The 16,603-nt window shown below is 64.8% G+C and carries 9 protein-coding genes; 7 read left to right on the top strand and 2 right to left on the bottom strand.

The window, feature by feature from the left end:
* Window positions 1-177: 177 nt before the first annotated feature.
* Window positions 178-4,995 carry an NEL-type E3 ubiquitin ligase domain-containing protein gene (locus tag OSC50_RS07420; RefSeq protein WP_266246235.1) on the top strand — a complete coding sequence of 1,606 codons (4,818 nt, stop codon included), beginning with the start codon at window positions 178-180 and terminating at the stop codon, window positions 4,993-4,995.
* A gap of 53 nt (window positions 4,996-5,048) precedes the next feature.
* Here the strand turns inward: OSC50_RS07420 and mnmC are convergent, their stop codons facing one another.
* A complete protein-coding gene (gene mnmC / locus OSC50_RS07425; RefSeq protein WP_266246233.1) occupies window positions 5,049-7,031 on the bottom strand; it encodes a bifunctional tRNA (5-methylaminomethyl-2-thiouridine)(34)-methyltransferase MnmC2/FAD-dependent 5-carboxymethylaminomethyl-2-thiouridine(34) oxidoreductase MnmC1 in 1,983 nt (660 codons plus the stop codon).
* Between the two features lie 156 nt (window positions 7,032-7,187).
* Between mnmC and pap the strand changes: the two genes are divergently transcribed.
* From pap to OSC50_RS07440, 3 genes are all read left to right on the top strand, one after another.
* Window positions 7,188-8,702, top strand: coding sequence for a polyphosphate:AMP phosphotransferase (pap, locus tag OSC50_RS07430; protein ID WP_181075670.1), 1,515 nt, complete (start codon window positions 7,188-7,190; stop codon window positions 8,700-8,702).
* A gap of 238 nt (window positions 8,703-8,940) precedes the next feature.
* Window positions 8,941-10,125, top strand: coding sequence for a thiolase family protein (locus OSC50_RS07435; RefSeq protein ID WP_253508670.1), 1,185 nt, complete (start codon window positions 8,941-8,943; stop codon window positions 10,123-10,125).
* Between the two features lie 114 nt (window positions 10,126-10,239).
* Complete coding sequence (locus OSC50_RS07440; RefSeq protein ID WP_253508668.1) at window positions 10,240-11,196, top strand: DMT family transporter; 957 nt, start codon at window positions 10,240-10,242, stop codon at window positions 11,194-11,196.
* Here OSC50_RS07440 and OSC50_RS07445 read toward each other — a convergent pair.
* Window positions 11,193-12,581 carry a class II fumarate hydratase gene (locus OSC50_RS07445; RefSeq protein ID WP_181075665.1) on the bottom strand — a complete coding sequence of 463 codons (1,389 nt, stop codon included), beginning with the start codon at window positions 12,579-12,581 and terminating at the stop codon, window positions 11,193-11,195. The two genes, OSC50_RS07440 and OSC50_RS07445, sit on opposite strands and share 4 nt — an antisense overlap.
* Before the next feature lie 196 nt (window positions 12,582-12,777).
* On the opposite strand from OSC50_RS07445, the gene OSC50_RS07450 reads away from it, so the two are divergent.
* The 3 genes from OSC50_RS07450 (at window position 12,778) to OSC50_RS07460 (ending at window position 16,602) form a co-directional block, all read left to right on the top strand.
* Window positions 12,778-13,296 carry a DUF2059 domain-containing protein gene (locus tag OSC50_RS07450; RefSeq protein ID WP_181075663.1) on the top strand — a complete coding sequence of 173 codons (519 nt, stop codon included), beginning with the start codon at window positions 12,778-12,780 and terminating at the stop codon, window positions 13,294-13,296.
* Window positions 13,297-13,302: 6 nt separating this feature from the next.
* The gene (locus tag OSC50_RS07455; RefSeq protein ID WP_181075661.1) at window positions 13,303-13,599 is read left to right on the top strand and encodes a BolA family protein; all 297 of its coding nucleotides are present in this window, start codon (window positions 13,303-13,305) and stop codon (window positions 13,597-13,599) included.
* A 117-nt stretch (window positions 13,600-13,716) separates the two neighbouring features.
* On the top strand, window positions 13,717-16,602 hold the full coding sequence (locus tag OSC50_RS07460) for an RHS repeat-associated core domain-containing protein (protein WP_266246230.1): 2,886 nt from the start codon (window positions 13,717-13,719) through the stop codon (window positions 16,600-16,602).
* The last annotated feature ends 1 nt before the right edge of the window (window position 16,603 follow it).

Here is a 16,603-nt window from a genome sequence, read left to right on the forward strand (position 1 = left end):
CCGCCTTGACGCCTCACCGGCGCGCGCGGCCTGCCCGGAATGTGCGGTGCACAGGTCAAGCTTTTATCCAAAGTTCGGCGGTTCAGGCGCCTCGATCCACCCAGTATTCGAACCCTTTATCCGGCGTTGTGCACGTATCGTCCGCAGGCATCATTCAATGCAATAAGGACGATTGCCATGGACTCACCCCTTGACGGCACCACCGCGCCCGACCCCACCGTACCCGACAGCATGATGGCAACGCTGCTGGAGCTGACCGGCGACCTGGACAAGGCCCAGGTACTGCAAGGCACCTTGCCGACCTGGCTGACCGGCGCCAGCTCGCAGGTGCGCCAGGCGCTGCTCAACAGCTACGAGGCCGGTCAGCCCGCGCGCGACACGGCAGCGCGCCTGCTTGAACGGGTCATACCGCTGCGGCAATTCTGCCGCGACCGATTGCAGGCACTGTTGGTCGCCAAGGGGCTGGCCGACCTGAATGTCGAACGGGACCTGCTGCAGGTACCCAGGGTGTATTTCCTGACGGGCGGCCTGCTGGATGGCCCCCATGTTGAAATGGAGCCTGCGCAAAACGACACCTTGCTGCACGCCGCCATGCAAACCGTGGCGTCAGTCAGCCTGCCGCCAGGGTCGGTGATTCGACGCGCTTCGGATCAGTCCGTGGTCAAGGCGCTCAGCGCCCAGGCCTTTGTAGACGCTTGCCGCGAATTGGATGTCGGCGGCGCTTACCAGCAGCACCTGCGCGAGGTGTTCAACCTGCCGGCACCTGACGAACCGGTGAACGCTGAACTGGATTACAACCCGACAATCGCTGCCATCGGCCCGGCCATGTGCATGAACATGCTGGTCGACCTGCATATCGCTTTCGCCAAAGGCGATGTCGGCCAGGCGGCGTACGCGGCTTTGCAAACACTGATCGATGCCGATCGGCCCGCCAACCGCCTCACCCACGTGCGGTTCAATGGGCAGCCGCTGCGCTGGCAGGGCATCGCGGCTCATCATGCCAACCTGTGGGGTGTGCTGGTGTTCAGTCAGGCGGGCGCCGAGGATTTTTCCACCGGCCCCGTGCTGGTGTACATGCCCGGCGATCCTCTGAGGCCATGGTTCGAATACCCGTCGCTGGAGGACTTCACCACCTACCTGTCGCTCAAGCTGCAGGTGCCCGAGTACCGGCGCTTTTTCACCCGCTACCTCGACGAGTCGCAGCGGTTCGACTTTTTCCAGCACATCGACCAGGACAAAACCCTCGGTCGGGTTGAACCGATGCCCGTCACCGCCAACCTGTCGTGGTTCTTTTTTACGGCGCTGGTGTGCAAGCTCCAGCGCGATGCCGAAGTGCTGGCGGTGCCCGTGCCCAGCGCGGACCAGGAGCAACAGCGGCAGCGCCTGCAGGACTACCTCAATGCGGGGCTGACCGTGTTGGGCCTGGCCGGACTGGTGGTGCCGGTACTCGGGCAACTGATGACCGGCGTGGCCATCGGGCAACTGCTCGGTGAAGTCTTCGAAGGCATTGATGACTGGACCCACGGCGAGAAAACCGAGGCGTTCGGGCACTTGGTCAACGTAGCGGAGAACCTCGCCGGCATGGCACTGTTCGCCGCCGGGGTCAAGGCTGTCAGCAAGGTCGTCCAGACGACCCGCATCGGCGCGACGCGCTTCTTCGACAAAATGGAAGCCATCGAACAACAGGGTGTCGGACCGCGGCTGTGGCGACGACGTCTAGGGACCTATCGGCAGTCCCTGGACGTCGACGCGCAGACAAGTGCCAACACGCGCGGTATTTATCAGGTCAACGGCCAGTCCTACGTCAAGATCGACGGCGCGCTTTATTCCATCGCCTACGATGCGCCCTCCGGCCATTGGCGGGTCCGCCACCCCCTGCGTGACGGCGCGTATCGTCCGCCCTTGAGCCACAACTTCCAGGGCGGCTGGCGGTTCGCTTTCGAGCGCCCGGACGACTGGGACGACGCTTACCGCCTGTTGATCCGGCTCGACCCCAGCCTGGCGACCTTGCCGCCGGAGCACGTGCGGAGCGTGGCGAGCATCACCGGCCTGGACGTGCCGCGCCTGCGCTTGCATTTCCGGCAGAATCTTGCGCTGCCCAAGCGTTTTCGCGACGGCATCGTGCGTGTGCAGCAGAACCAGAAGGTGCGTGACCTGATCTGGCAGTTGGAGCATCAGCCGCGTCCGGATGCCGACACGGCCCCTACGCAATTGCTGGCGTTGCCGCTGATGTCGGGGTGGCCAAAGGGGCGTTTTTTCGAGGTATTGGACAGTGAAGGCTACTTGATCGAGCGCTACCCTGACACAGCGCCTTTTGATTATGAGGACCTGAGCATTCACATCACCGAGCAGCAATTGCACGAGGGCGAGGTGATGTCCACTTTGCTGGACGCACTGGAGCCCGAGGAGGTCCAGACTTTGCTTGGTGCCGAAGTAGCGCCTCAAGCGCGCCAGGCCACGTTGGCGCGGCAGTTGCTCGCCTCCCTCGCGCGCACCCACCGCCCGCTCTACGAGCAGTTGTACGAACAAACCGAAGCGCAGGTGGACACCGACTACGGCGTGCTCAAGTCCCATTACCCCGCATTGCCGAACCGGGTCGCCTGGGAGTTGCTGTCAGACAGCCCCACCACACAGCGCTGGCGCCTGCGCGACAGCCGGCGCGTGCCCTTGGGGCTGGCGCAGCGTACCCGTGCGGCACTGCAGGATCTGGAGCAAGACCAGGCGCTGTTCGGCCTGTTGCTGCCGGAACTGGCCAATGAAAATACCCAGCGTCTGGCCGTCGGCCTGCTGAGGCGGGTACCCGGCTGGCCGGGCGAGTTATCCGTGCAACTGCGCGAGGGTTCTTTGCGTGGGCGTGTGCTCGGTGAGTCCAGTGCCGAGGCGGCCACTGTGCGGCGTGTCGTGGTCAAGTCCGAACAGGGCTTTCAGGCGTTTGACGAGCAGGGCCGCGCCGTGGGTGAAATCGCCTCGGGCCACGAGGGCATTTATCAAGCGCTTCTCGACACCCTCTCGCCGGACCAGCGCCGTGACCTGAGCGTGACCGGCAGGGCAAACAGTGGCTATCTGCGCTATGCGCTGATGACGGAGGCCGAAACCCGGCGCCCGCGGCTGTCGCGCTACCTGTATCCGGAGCGTGCCGTGCCCGAGCCGCCGGCGCTGTGCACAGTGGCTGCCCAGATCAACCCGGCGCAGCACCCGCGCGCACTGGTGGCCAAGGTCAGGCATCTGTACCCGATGTTCAGCGATGCGCAGATCGCGGCGTTTCTTGATGAGCAGGGCGCCGACCCTTTATCCCGTGCCAGAGCGGTGCAGGCGCTTGAACAAGAGTTCGACGCCCTGCACCGCGCGCTGAAGGCCTGGCGGCGGGACAAGACCTCATTGGCCGGCTTGCCCAGGCCCATCGATGACTACCGCATGAGCCGTCATTACACGATGCGCAGGATCGAAGACGCCTGGAAGCAGATGACCCGGCAGCCGGATGCCGAAGGGGTGAGGGTGCTGGCGCTGAACCTCGATGGCATGGAAGTGGGGCCGCTGCCGACGTTGCCGGCCGAGGTCAGCTTTGCAGCTATTCGCAAGTTGTCGCTTAACCACATGGGGCTTAATGACGATGTGGCGTATTTCCTCAAGCACTTCCCGGGCGTGCAAACGCTGGAGCTGCAAGGCAACCGCATAAGCCGGCTGCCCGAAGCGCTGTCGCGGATGCCGCAGCTCAAGCGCCTGTATCTGGATAACAACCGGCTGCAACTGACCCAATACACTCGCACCAAACTGGCGGGCTTCAGCGATCTTGAGGTGTTGGGCCTCAATGATAACCCCTTGGTAGACCCGCCGCCCATCAGCCGCCTGTTCAGCCTGCGCGCTTTGTTCATGCGCAACTGCCGACTCAAGGAACTGCCCGGCGGGTTGGCCAGGCTGCCTTACCTGGAGTACCTGGACCTGCGCGAGAACGACATCTCCAGCCTGCCGCCGTGGGTGTTCGAGTTGCCCAGCCGCGTGGCCAGAACCCTCAACCTGCGCCAAAACCCCCTGGACACGCCCAGCCACCGGTTGCTTGGCGATTACCGCAAGCGTACGGGCATCGGCATGGGCATTCTGGAAGACAACATCGCACGCATGAACGAACAAAAGGCCCGCGATTTATGGCTGCAGGACAGCGGCGCGGACTTCCCGGCCCGCGAGGCGACCTGGGCGGCACTCAAGAACGAGCCTCGCTCCGACGGCCTGTTCAAGTTGCTCACCGAGGTGGGGGGCACGGCCGATGCCACCCAAGTGCGTGAAGACATGCGCCGGCGGGTCTGGCGGGTACTGGAGGCCGCCGCCGCCAACGAAAACCTGCGCGACGAAATCTTCGATCGCGCGGCCACCCCGATCAATTGTGATGACGCCGCCGCTGTGAACTTCGCCAGCCTTGAGGTGCTCGTCGAAGTGCATATCGCGGCCGAAAGCGTTGAAGGTGGGGTGCTCACGGCCAAGCCGCTTTTGCGTCTGGGCCAGGGACTGTTTCGTCTTGAGCGACTTGAGCAATATGCCAAGCGCCACAGTGACCAGAATCCGGCTGCCGATCCTCTGGAGGTGAGCCTCGCGTTCCGGACCGGCCTGGCCGACCGGTTTTATCTGCCGGGCCAGCCTCGGCATATGCGTTATGCCCGCCTGGGTGGGGTGACGCCGCAAGACATGACGAGCGCAGCCTTTGAACTCCGCTCGGCGGAGTTGTCCCCGGCGCTGGTCAATTATCTGGTCGAGTTACCGTTATGGGTCCGCTATCTGAAAAAAACCTACAGAGACCGGTTCGAACGCTTGTACGAGCCGTTCGACCAACGCATGAATGCCTTGTTTGAGCAGGTCGATACGCTGGAGTACGCGGACTACAGCCGGCAGGTGAACCTGCTGATGGTGGAGCAGGCGGCCGCGGAAAAAGCCGAACTCAATGGTCTGACCGAAGAGGCCCTGAAAAACGATGCGCAGGGCTTATGCGAGGCTCCTGTTCCGTGACCTTGATTGGCCACGGTAGAGCCTGCCCGCTCGCCCCATACCTGGCGCGAATCTTAAGATTGATTGCGCATCAACGCGCGCAAGGCGAAGCGATTGGGGTGGCACGCCTCGGCCACACTGCGTGGCACGGGCAGCGGCTCGTTGTCCAGCCAGGCCGCCAGCAGTTCGGCGCATAAGGGCGCCGTCACCAGGCCGCGTGAGCCGTGGCCGCTGTTCACATACACGCCGTCGATCCACGGGCAGGCGGCGTCGGGCACCTGGCGAGCATCCTTGCGCAGCGCCGCGTAGGCCTCGTCGAAGGCGCCGCGCTCGGCCAACGGCCCGACAATCGGCAGGTAGTCGGGGCTGGTGCAGCGAAACGCCGCGCGGCCTTGCAGGTGTTCGGGGGCCAGGCGGTCGGCGTCCAGGCGCTGCGCCAGGTCCTGGGAGATCTCGCGCAGCATGGCCAGGTTGCCGACGTGCTCGGCCACTGTCGGGGTCAGGTCGTCGTTCTTGAAATCGAAACTGGCGCCCAGGGTGTGCTCCCCCAGGCGCGCCGGGGCGACGTAGCCTTCGGCGCAGACCACCGTGGCCAGGGCCTGGCTGGCGACGGTCTGGGGCAGGCGGGTAATTTGCCCGCGAATGCGTTTGAGCGGCAGCTCGGCGCTGAAGGGGAAGCGCTTGATCTCGGCGGCACCGGCCAGCACCACCACGCTGGCGCTGGCCAGCACCGTGTCGCCGTCGCGGGCCTGCCACTGGCCTCGCGCCCGTTGCAGAAGCACCACTTCACGGTGCTGCAGCACCTCGATCAGCGGGTGACGCGCTTGCCATTCGCACAGGGCCGGCGGATGTACCCAGCCGCCTTCCGGGAAAAACAGCCCGCCATGATCCACCGCCACGCCGGCGCGAGCCTGGGCCTGGGCCGGGTCCAGGGGGTGCAACAACGTCGGCGCGAAGGCGGCGGCCAACTGAGCCTGGCGCTCGGCTTCCCTGGCATTGAACGCCAGTTGCAGCACGCCGCAGTCGTCCCAGTCGACACCGCGCTGCAGGTGTTCGAGCAGGCGCCGGGTGTGGCCGAAGCCGCTGAGGATCAGCTGCGACAACGCCGTGCCATGGGCCGACAGCTTGAGGTACAGCACCCCCTGCGGGTTGCCCGACGCTTCCTGCGCCAGGCCCGCGTGGCGTTCCAGCAAGGTCACGCGCCAGCCGCGGGCAGCGAGGCTGGCCGCCGTGGTGCAGCCGGCCAGGCCGCCGCCGATCACCAGGGCGCTGCGCTCAGCGTGGGCCGCAGGCGGGCGGGCGAACCACGGTTTATCCGGCGCCGGTGGCGGTGTGTCGGCCGGCCAACCGACAAACTCGCCGCGCAGGATCTCCCATTTATGCCCAATGCCCGGAGTGCGTTTCATCTTGAACCCGGCGGCGTTGATCAGTCGCCGCACCCAACCGGTGCTGGTGAACGTGCTGATGGTCGACCCAGGCGCCGCCAGCCGCGCCAGTTCGGCGAAGAGCTCGGCGGTCCACATGTCGGGGTTTTTGGCCGGGGCGAACCCGTCGAGAAACCAGGCGTCGACCTGGGCGTCCAGTTGCGACAATTGCTCCATGGCATCGCCGATCAGCAGCGTCAGCGTTACACGGCCGCGGTCCAGCAGCAGCCGTTGAAAGCCTGGATGGATCGCCTGGTACTGGCCCAGCAACTGCTCGGCCAGCGGTTGCAACTGCGGCCAGAGGGCGAGGGCGCGGTGCAGGTCGGCATGGGTAAGCGGGTATTTTTCCACGCTGATAAAGTGCAGGCGCGCCCCGGCGCAGGCGTGCTGCGCGAACAATTGCCAGGCGCAGAGGAAGTTCAAGCCGGTGCCGAAGCCGGTTTCGCCGATCACCAGGCGCTCGCCGGGCTTGAGGGCGGCGAAGCGCTCGCGCAGGCGATTCTGTTCCAGGAACACATAACGGGTTTCTTCCAGGCCCGATTGGTCGGAGAAATACACGTCGTCGAACACCCGCGAATGCGGGCGACCTTCTGCGTCCCAGTCGAGTTGGGCGTTGGGCGGTACGGGGTTCATGGGCGGCTCTGAAAAATGGCAGCAGGTAAAGGCGAGGCCGCCATTCTAGCCGATCAACTCGATCTGAATTGATCTACGGCAACGGTGCATTGAATTTCCTCCCGCGCGGCGTTGCCCAATCCGCTAGTCTTGCTCACTTCTGGAACGGAGCCGCCCATGTTCGAATCTGCCGAAATCGGTCACGCCATTGACAAAGCCACCTACGACGCCGAAGTGCCGGCCCTGCGCGAAGCCTTGCTGGAAGTGCAGTACGAGCTGCAGCAGCAAAAACGCTTTCCGGTGATCGTGCTGATCAATGGCATCGAAGGGGCCGGCAAGGGCGAGACCGTCAAGTTGCTCAACGAATGGATGGACCCGCGCCTGATCGAGGTGCGCACCTTCGACCAGCAGACCGACGAAGAACTGGCGCGCCCGCCGGCCTGGCGCTATTGGCGCCAGCTGCCCGCCAAGGGGCGCATGGGCGTGTTTTTCGGCAACTGGTACAGCCAGATGCTGCAAGGCCGCGTGCACGGCCAGATCAAGGATGCGCGGCTCGACCAGGCCATCGCCGGCGCCGAACGCCTGGAGAAAATGCTCTGCGACGAAGGCGCGCTGATCTTCAAGTTCTGGTTCCACCTTTCCAAGAAACAAATGAAGGCGCGGCTCAAGGCGCTGGCCGACGACCCGCTGCACAGTTGGCGCATCAGCCCGCTGGACTGGCAGCAGTCCAAGACCTACGACAAGTTCGTGCACTTCGGCGAACGCGTGCTGCGTCGCACCAGTCGCGACTATGCGCCGTGGCATGTGATCGAAGGTGTCGACCCGCATTATCGTGGGCTGACCGTGGGCAAGATCCTCCTCGATGGCTTGCACAATGCCCTGAAACTGGCCAAGGCCAGGACCAGCGGCATGAACCCTGCGCCGCTGCTGGCGTCGGTGGACCGCAAGAGCCTGCTCGACAGCCTCGACATGAACCTGCGCCTGGACAAGGACGAGTACGAAGAACAACTGATCACCGAACAGGCGCGCCTCTCAGGCCTGATGCGCGACAAGCGTATGCGTCGGCACGCGCTGGTCACGGTGTTCGAAGGCAACGACGCGGCGGGCAAGGGCGGCGCGATCCGTCGCGTGGCGGCGGCGCTGGACCCGCGCCAGTACCACATCGTGCCGATTGCCGCGCCGAGCGAGGACGAGCGTGCCCAGCCATACCTGTGGCGCTTCTGGCAGAAAATCCCGGCGCGGGGCATGTTCACCGTATTCGACCGCTCGTGGTACGGCCGCGTGCTGGTTGAACGCATCGAAGGCTTCTGCACCCCGGCGGACTGGATGCGTGCCTACGGTGAGATCAATGACTTCGAAGAGCAACTGCGCGATGCGGGAGTGATTGTGGTCAAGTTCTGGCTGGCCATCGACAAGCAAACCCAGCTGGAACGCTTCCAGGCCCGCGAGTCGATCCCGTTCAAGCGCTTCAAGATCACCGAAGACGACTGGCGCAACCGCGACAAGTGGGACGACTACCGCACCGCCGTGGGCGACATGGTCGACCGCACCAGCACCGAGGTATCGTCATGGACGCTGGTGGAAGCCAACGACAAACGCTGGGCCCGGATCAAGGTCCTGCGCACCATCAACCGCGCGCTGGAAGAGGCGTTTGCGCAATCCGATAAACACGGCAAGAAAACCAAAAAATAATCCCCTTGTATGAAAGGCGGGACTGTCGTGGCGAGCGGCTTTTTGTGGTGAGCAGGCTTGCCCAGCGCGGGCGGTGCGACGATTCGACAAGCCCGTTCACCACAACTGGCCCCTCACCACAGCAAGCGCCTGCACCGAACCATGCTTTTGCATACGCCCGATGAATGATCATCGCGGTCGGGCAGGCACGGATCTATCCTCGATCCATCTCCCAACAATGACAAGATCGAGGTAGCCCATGCGTGAAGTAGTGATCGTCGACAGCGTGCGAACCGGCCTGGCCAAGTCCTTTCGCGGCAAGTTCAACCAGACCCGCCCCGATGACATGGCCGCCCATTGCGTCAATGCGCTGCTGACGCGCAACGGCATCGACCCGGCCAGCGTCGAGGACTGCATCGTCGGTGCCGGCTCCAACGAGGGCGCTCAGGGCTACAACATCGGGCGCAATGTGGCGGTGCTTTCGCAGTTGGGCACCGGCACGGCGGGCATGACCCTCAACCGCTTCTGCTCCTCGGGGTTGCAGGCGATCGCGATCGCCGCCAACCAGATCGCCTCCGGCTGCAGCGACATCATTGTCGCCGGCGGCGTGGAGTCGATCAGCCTGACCATGAAGAGCGTCAACACCGACAACCTGATCAACCCATTGCTCAAGGAGCAGGTGCCCGGCATTTATTTCCCCATGGGCCAGACCGCCGAGATCGTCGCGCGGCGCTACCACGTCAGCCGCCAGGCCCAGGACCTCTACGCCCTGCAAAGCCAGCAACGCACGGCCCAGGCCCAGGCGGACGGCTTGTTCGACGATGAAATCGTGGCCATGGCCGTCAAATACAAAGTCGAAGACAAAGCCACCGGCGCGGTGCAGATCCTCGATGGCGTGGTCGACCGCGACGACTGCAACCGCCCCGACACCACCCTGGACAGCCTGGCCGGGTTGAAGCCGGTGTTTGCCGAAGACGGTTCGGTCACGGCGGGCAACTCCTCGCAGCTCTCCGACGGCGCCTCGATGACCCTGGTGATGAGCCTGGACAAGGCCCTGGAGCTGGGGCTCAAGCCCAAGGCGTTTTTCCGCGGGTTCGCCGTCGCGGGCTGCGAGCCGGATGAAATGGGCATCGGCCCGGTGTTCTCGGTGCCCAAGTTGCTCAAGGCCAAGGGCCTGCAGGTGGCGGACATCGACCTGTGGGAACTCAATGAGGCGTTCGCTTCGCAGTGCCTGTATGCGCGCGATCGCCTGGAAATCGACAACGCCAGATACAACGTCAATGGCGGCTCGATTTCCATCGGCCACCCGTTCGGCATGACCGGCTCGCGGCAGGTGGGGCATCTGGTGCGTGAACTGCAACGGCGCAACCTGCGTTACGGCATCGTCACCATGTGCGTGGGCGGCGGCATGGGGGCCACCGGACTCTTCGAAGCCGTGCGCTGAGCCACAGGTGGGAGGGGCGCAACCGCTCCCACCGTTAAACGGCGCCGTATCCCAATTCGTGCACTTGCCCCTAGAATGGCCGCTCCTCCACCTCTGGTCTTTTTTGGGGCACTCATGCATATCTCTTCCGGCCGCTGGGTCTACGGTTTCTTTCTGACCCTGCTGACTGCGCTGCTGTGGGGCATTCTGCCGATCAAACTCAAGCAAGTGCTGCAGGTGATGGACCCGATCACTGTCACCTGGTTTCGCCTGACGGTGGCCGGCGGTTGCCTGTTCGTTTACCTGGCCGCTACCCGGCGCCTGCCCAGCCGCAAGGTGCTGGGTCCCAAGGGCGGTTGGCTGGTGGCCATGGCGGTGTGCGGGCTGGTGGGCAACTACGTGTTGTACCTGGTGGGCCTCAAGTTGCTCAGCCCCGGCACGGCGCAACTGGTGGTGCAGATGGGCCCGATCTTTCTGATGATCGCCAGCGTGTTCGTGTTCAAGGAGCGCTTCAGCCTGGGCCAGGTGATAGGGCTGGTGGTGCTGATTATGGGGTTCGGGCTGTTCTTCAACCAGCGTTTGACGGAGCTGTTGACCTCCCTCGGCGCCTACACCGCCGGTGTACTCACGGTACTGCTCGCCACCTCTATCTGGGTGTTCTACGCCCTGGGCCAGAAGCAATTGCTCACGGTGTGGAATTCGTTGCAGGTGATGATGGTGATTTACCTCTGCTGCGCCGCGCTGCTGACGCCCTGGGCGCATCCGTTGGAGGCCCTGCAACTGAGCACGCTGCAGGGCTGGCTGCTGCTGGCCTGCTGCATGAATACCCTGGTGGCGTATGGCGCGTTCGCCGAAGCGCTGGCCCATTGGGAAGCCTCGCGGGTCAGCGCGACTTTGGCGCTCACGCCGTTGGTGACGTTTGTCGCCGTGGCGCTGGCGGCGTGGCTGTGGCCCGATTATGTGCAGGCCGAAGAGATCAACGCGCTCGGCTATTTCGGCGCGGTGGTGGTGGTGCTGGGCTCGGCGGCGGTCGCCCTGGCGCCGTCATTGTTCGCCGGGCTCAAGGCCCGGCGACTGCGCATGGCGTCTTAATGCCCCGCCTCCAGCATATTCTCCGGCCGCACCCACTGATCGAACTCGGCGTCGGTGAGGTAGCCCAGGTCCAGCGCCGCTTGCCTTAGCGTCACGCCTTCGGCATAGGCCTTCTTGGCGATCTGCGCCGACTTGTCATAGCCGATATGCGGGTTGAGCGCGGTCACCAGCATCAGGCCGCGCTCCAGGTGCTCGGCCATTTGCCCGGCATCCGGTTCCAGCCCCGCGATGCAGTGTTCCTGGAAGTTGTTGCAGCCATCGGCGAGCAGGCGGATCGACTCCAGCAGGTTGTGGATGATCACCGGCTTGTACACGTTCAACTGCAAATGCCCTTGGCTGGCGGCCAGGCCGATGGTCACATCGTTGCCCAGCACCTGGCAGGCCAGCATCGACAGCGCTTCGCACTGGGTGGGGTTGACCTTGCCCGGCATGATCGAGCTGCCCGGTTCGTTGGCCGGCAGTTTCACCTCGGCCAGCCCGGCGCGTGGGCCAGAGCCCAGCAGGCGCAGGTCGTTGGCGATTTTCATCAGCGCCACCGCCAGGGTCTTCAGCGCGCCGTGCAGCGTCACCAACGGCTCATGGCCGGACAGCGCGGCGAATTTATTCGGCGCGGTCACGAAGGGCAGGCCCGACAGCGCGGCCAGTTCGGACGCAATCGCCTCGCCGAAACCCTGAGGCGAATTGAGCCCGGTGCCCACCGCCGTACCGCCCTGGGCCAGCTCGCACACGGCGGGCAGGGCGCTGCGAATGGCGCGTTCGGCGTAGTCGAGCTGGGCGATGAAGGCCGAGAGTTCCTGGCCGAAGGTGATCGGCGTGGCGTCCATCATATGGGTGCGACCGGTTTTCACCAGCTTCATGTGCCGTGCTGCCAGTTCCGCCAAACCGCCGGACAGCGTGGCGATCGCCGGTAACAGACGTTGATGCACCGCCTGCACGGCCGCGATGCTCATGGCCGTGGGGAAACAGTCGTTGGAGCTCTGCGAGCGGTTTACGTGGTCGTTGGGGTGCACGGGGCTCTTGCCGCCGCGGGTCTTGCCCGACAGCTCGTTGGCGCGCCCGGCGATCACTTCGTTGGCGTTCATGTTGCTCTGGGTGCCGCTGCCGGTCTGCCAGACCACCAGGGGGAACTGATCGTCGTGCTGGCCGGCGAGTACTTCGTCGGCGGCCTGTTCGATCAGGCGGGCGACGTCGGCGGGCAGGTCGCCGTTACGGTCGTTGACCCTCGCCGCGGCTTTCTTGATCAGGGCCAGCGCATGCAGGACCGCCAGGGGCATGCGTTGCTCGCCAATCGCGAAATTGACCAGCGAGCGTTGGGTCTGCGCGCCCCAATACGCGTCCTCCGGCACCTCGACGTCGCCCAGGCTGTCGGTTTCGATACGGCTCATCGTGCATCCTCCTTAATCCAGTCGTGATCGGTCAGTTTAGGCCCTGGCCGCCGCGATGGGTTCCACAAACTTGCATTTGTGCGACCGCGCCCCGTAAAACCAGGCCTCGCAAGGGGGTGGGGTTGAGCCGCGAGGTTTTTTAGGCGCAGAATGGTCGCCCTTGGGGTTTTACCTCGCCAGCTAGAAAGGAAACTCGATGACTCGTCTTCGTGCCATCTGTACCGCGGTTGCTCTGGTTTGCGCCAGCGGCCAGGTTTTTGCCGATACCGCCAGCCACAACGCCAGTGCCGAAGCGTTCCTGACCCTGGCCCATGCTGACAAGCTGGGTACCCCGGTGTACATGCAAGTGCAGCAAATGTTCGCCCAGCGTTTCGAACAGACCAAGGCACCCGCCGCCAAGCAATCGGTGCTCGACAGCTACCAGGCCAAGGCCAACGCCGCCCTGGACCAGGCTATCGGCTGGCCGAAGCTGAAGCCGGACATGGTCAAGCTCTACACCACCAACTTCAGCGAGTCCGAGCTCAAGGACCTGGTCGCGTTCTACCAGTCGCCCCTGGGCAAGAAAGTCCTGGAAAAAATGCCCCAGCTGACCCAGCAATCGGCCCAGATGACCCAGGCCAAGCTGGAAAGCGCCGTACCGGTGGTCAACAAGCTGCTGGAAGACATGACCAACGAGCTGGCGCCAAAAGCCCCCGCTCCGGCCAAGAAGAAGTAAGCAGCAATGACCATGCAACAGCGTATCGAAATGGCGCTCGCCGCCCTGGCCCCGGACCACTTGAGCGTGCTGGACGAAAGCCATATGCACAGCCGTGGGTTGCAGACCCACTTCAAGGCCGTGCTGGTCAGCCAGCAGTTCGCAGGGCTTAACCGCGTCAAGCGCCACCAGAAGGTCTACGCCACCCTGGGTGACCTGATGAGCGAATTTCATGCGCTGGCGCTGCACACCTACACGCCCGAAGAATGGGCGACCATCGACGCAGCGCCGGCCTCGCCGACCTGCGCCGGCGGGCACGCGTAAAAAGTGGCGGGCTTCAACCGGTACTCACCGGCTGGAGCCCGCATACGCCGCTACCGCCATTCCCCGTACAGGCTCCCTAGGCTCAGGTGACCATTGTGTCATTGGGGTCATGAGTCCATGTCTGCTTCACTGCATCGCAACACCCCCTCGCTGACGGCGTTCGACCCGCGTGGTCTGACGGTCCGCACCATTGCCTATCACCGTGCCACGGCCCAGGCGGCCCCTGCGCCGCGAGTGAGTCGTCGCGTCCACAGCGCCAGCGGTCTGGTGCTGGAACAGTGGGACCCGCGCCTGCATGCCTTGCGCCAGCGCGAACCACGCACCGTGCCCAATCAGCAATTTGTCTACAGCCTGTCCGGCACGGTGGTGCGCCGACAGGACGTCGACGCCGGCCTGCGCCTGCTGCTGTCCGCGCCTGGCGGGCAGCTGGTGCAGGCCTGGGATGGGCGCGGTGCCCATCAGCGGCATGAATACGACACGCTGCAGCGCCCGGTGGCGGTCTACGAGCAGGCCGCCTCGCACGCGCAGCCGCGTTGCGTCGAGCGGTTGGTCTACGCGGCGCCGACGCCCGACCACCAGGCGCTCAACCGCAGCGGTCGCCTGGTGCGGCATGCCGATCCGGCCGGCACCCAGCTGTATGACGCCTATGGCATCGACGGACAAGTGCTGAGTCAGACTCGGCGCTTTCACGCGGGCGCCCTTGAGGTCGACTGGCCCCAGGCTGTCACCGAGCAGGACGCGCAGCTACAACCCGAGGCCTACACCACGCGCTGGCGATTCGACGCACTGGGCGCCACCCTGGAACAGATCGATGCCAAGGGCAACGGTCGACAATTTCTGTATGGGGTCGATGGTCTGCTGCAAACCAGCAGCCTCAGCTTCAAGGGCGGCGCACAAAAAACGCTGCTGCAACGCCATGTCTACAACGCCGCCGGCCAGGTGCAATCGGCGCTGCTGGGCAACGGCGTTCAGCGCGAAGCGCACTACCGCGCCGAGAATGGTCGCCTGCAGCGGCTGACGGCGTATCGCACGGCGGAGCGGCGGACCGCCTTGCAGGACCTGCACTACGTCTACGACCCGGTGGGCAATGTGCTGGGCCTGCGTGATCAGGCGCAACCGACGCAATGGCGGCACAACACTCAAGTTGACGCGGTGAGCCGCTATACCTACGACTCGTTGTACCAGCTCACCCAAGCCACGGGCCGCGAAAGCGCGGCGGCCAGTGTCGGCCCGCACTTGCCGCCGCGCCTGACGTTCGGTGCTACCGACGGCGGCTTGTGGCGCACTTACACCCAACAGTACGTCTACGATGAAGGCGGCAACCTGACGCGGTTGCGGCATACGCCATCGAGCGGTGTCGGCTATACCCGCACGTTGCAGGTGGCGGCCGACAGCAATCGCGCCGTGGCTGGCGACAGGCCCACGCAGGGTTTCGATGCCAACGGCAACCAGCAGGAACTGGCCCAGGGGCAGGCGATGCAGTGGAATGTGCGCAATCAGTTGGCCGGGGTCACGCAGGTAGCGCGCGAGGATGCGCCGGCCGACGACGAAGTCTACGTTTACGCCAGTGACGGCCAGCGCGCGCTCAAGCTCAGTCGACAGCAGGTCGGCGGGCAGCGCCGCACGACGCGGGTGTATTACCTGCCGGGACTGGAGATCCGCCAGAGCGCGCAGCGCCATCTGAATGTGGTGCGCCTTGAGCTGGCGCTGTGCACGGTCGAGGTTCTGCAGTGGGAACACGGGCGCGAGCCGGGCGACCGTCATGAGGCGCTGCGTTTTTGCCTGGCCGACCATCAGTCCAGCCACAGCCTGGAGCTGGATGAGCAGGCACAAGTGCTCAGCCAGGAGAGCTACTTTCCCTACGGCGGCACCGCCTGGTGGGCGTCGCACAGTGCCGTCGACGTGCGCGACAGGAGCCGCCGCTATTGCGGCAAGGAGCGCGATGCCAGCGGCCTGTACTACTACGGTTTTCGCTATTACGCACCGTGGTTGCAGCGCTGGATCAACCCCGATCCGATCGCCGAGCAGGGCGGATCGAACCCCTACCGGATGGCCGCCAACAACCCGGTGACTTTGGTTGATTTCATGGGCCTGCAGCCGGCCAGCGCCGAAAGCACGCGCATCCTCGGCGGGCTTATCCTCCTCGCAGCATTTATTTTTGTGGGCCTGGGCGTCGGCGCGTTGCTGGGCAATGCCGCCACCGGTGCCGCCGTGGGTGGGCTGGTGGGCGGTGTGCTGTTTGGCACCAGCCGTTACGCCGGTTACCGGCAACTGCAACCGCAGGACCAGGACACGCAGGCGCAGGAGGCGCTGTTTGCCCAGTCGGTCGCGGAAATGGCGCTCACACTGGCGCAACAGGCCAGTTTGAGTCACGAAGAAACGGCGCGGTTGGTCAACTTCGCCTATGAGCGTCGGCACGCTGAAGAGGGTGTTTCGATCTACCTGTCAGCCCGTGAAGAACGCATCTATGGCTATGTGGGGCCGGTGGAAGAAAGCGCGCAAGCCGACAGGGCTCTGAAGGAAAGTCGCAACCCCGTCCCGGAGCTCAAGCGTATGGGCTACAGCGCCATTGTGCTGCGCGGGCCGGTCAGGGAGGCGTTGGCCGCCGGCGGTAAATCAGGCGCTTCCAGTGCCTTCGAGGTCGGCCCGACGATCCAGGCGACCGGTGCCGGGCGCCGGATGCGCAAGCCGGGCGCGACGTTGCCCGGCGTGGCGTCGACGGCCAGCAGCGCCGGTCTGCCGATGATGCAGATCGACAGCGGCGCCGTCGCCGATGTCGACCCCGTCAGCCGCGCCGGTCGCAGCATCGCCCTCACGCTCAGCCACTTGCGCGAGCGGCGCTTTGGTGCGGTCCATTGGCACCAGCACCAGGATCGCCTGTGGTCCGCCGACCTGCACGGCTATGCCGCCGCACGGGGGCGCGGCGCTTACCGCCTGATGGTCAGCCACCTGGGCGGCAGCCGGTACCGCGTCGAAGGCGTGCGCCAGCCCCATCGGCGCTGAG

Origin of the sequence: Pseudomonas quebecensis (genome assembly GCF_026410085.1) — a bacterium.
Classification (GTDB): domain Bacteria; phylum Pseudomonadota; class Gammaproteobacteria; order Pseudomonadales; family Pseudomonadaceae; genus Aquipseudomonas; species Aquipseudomonas quebecensis.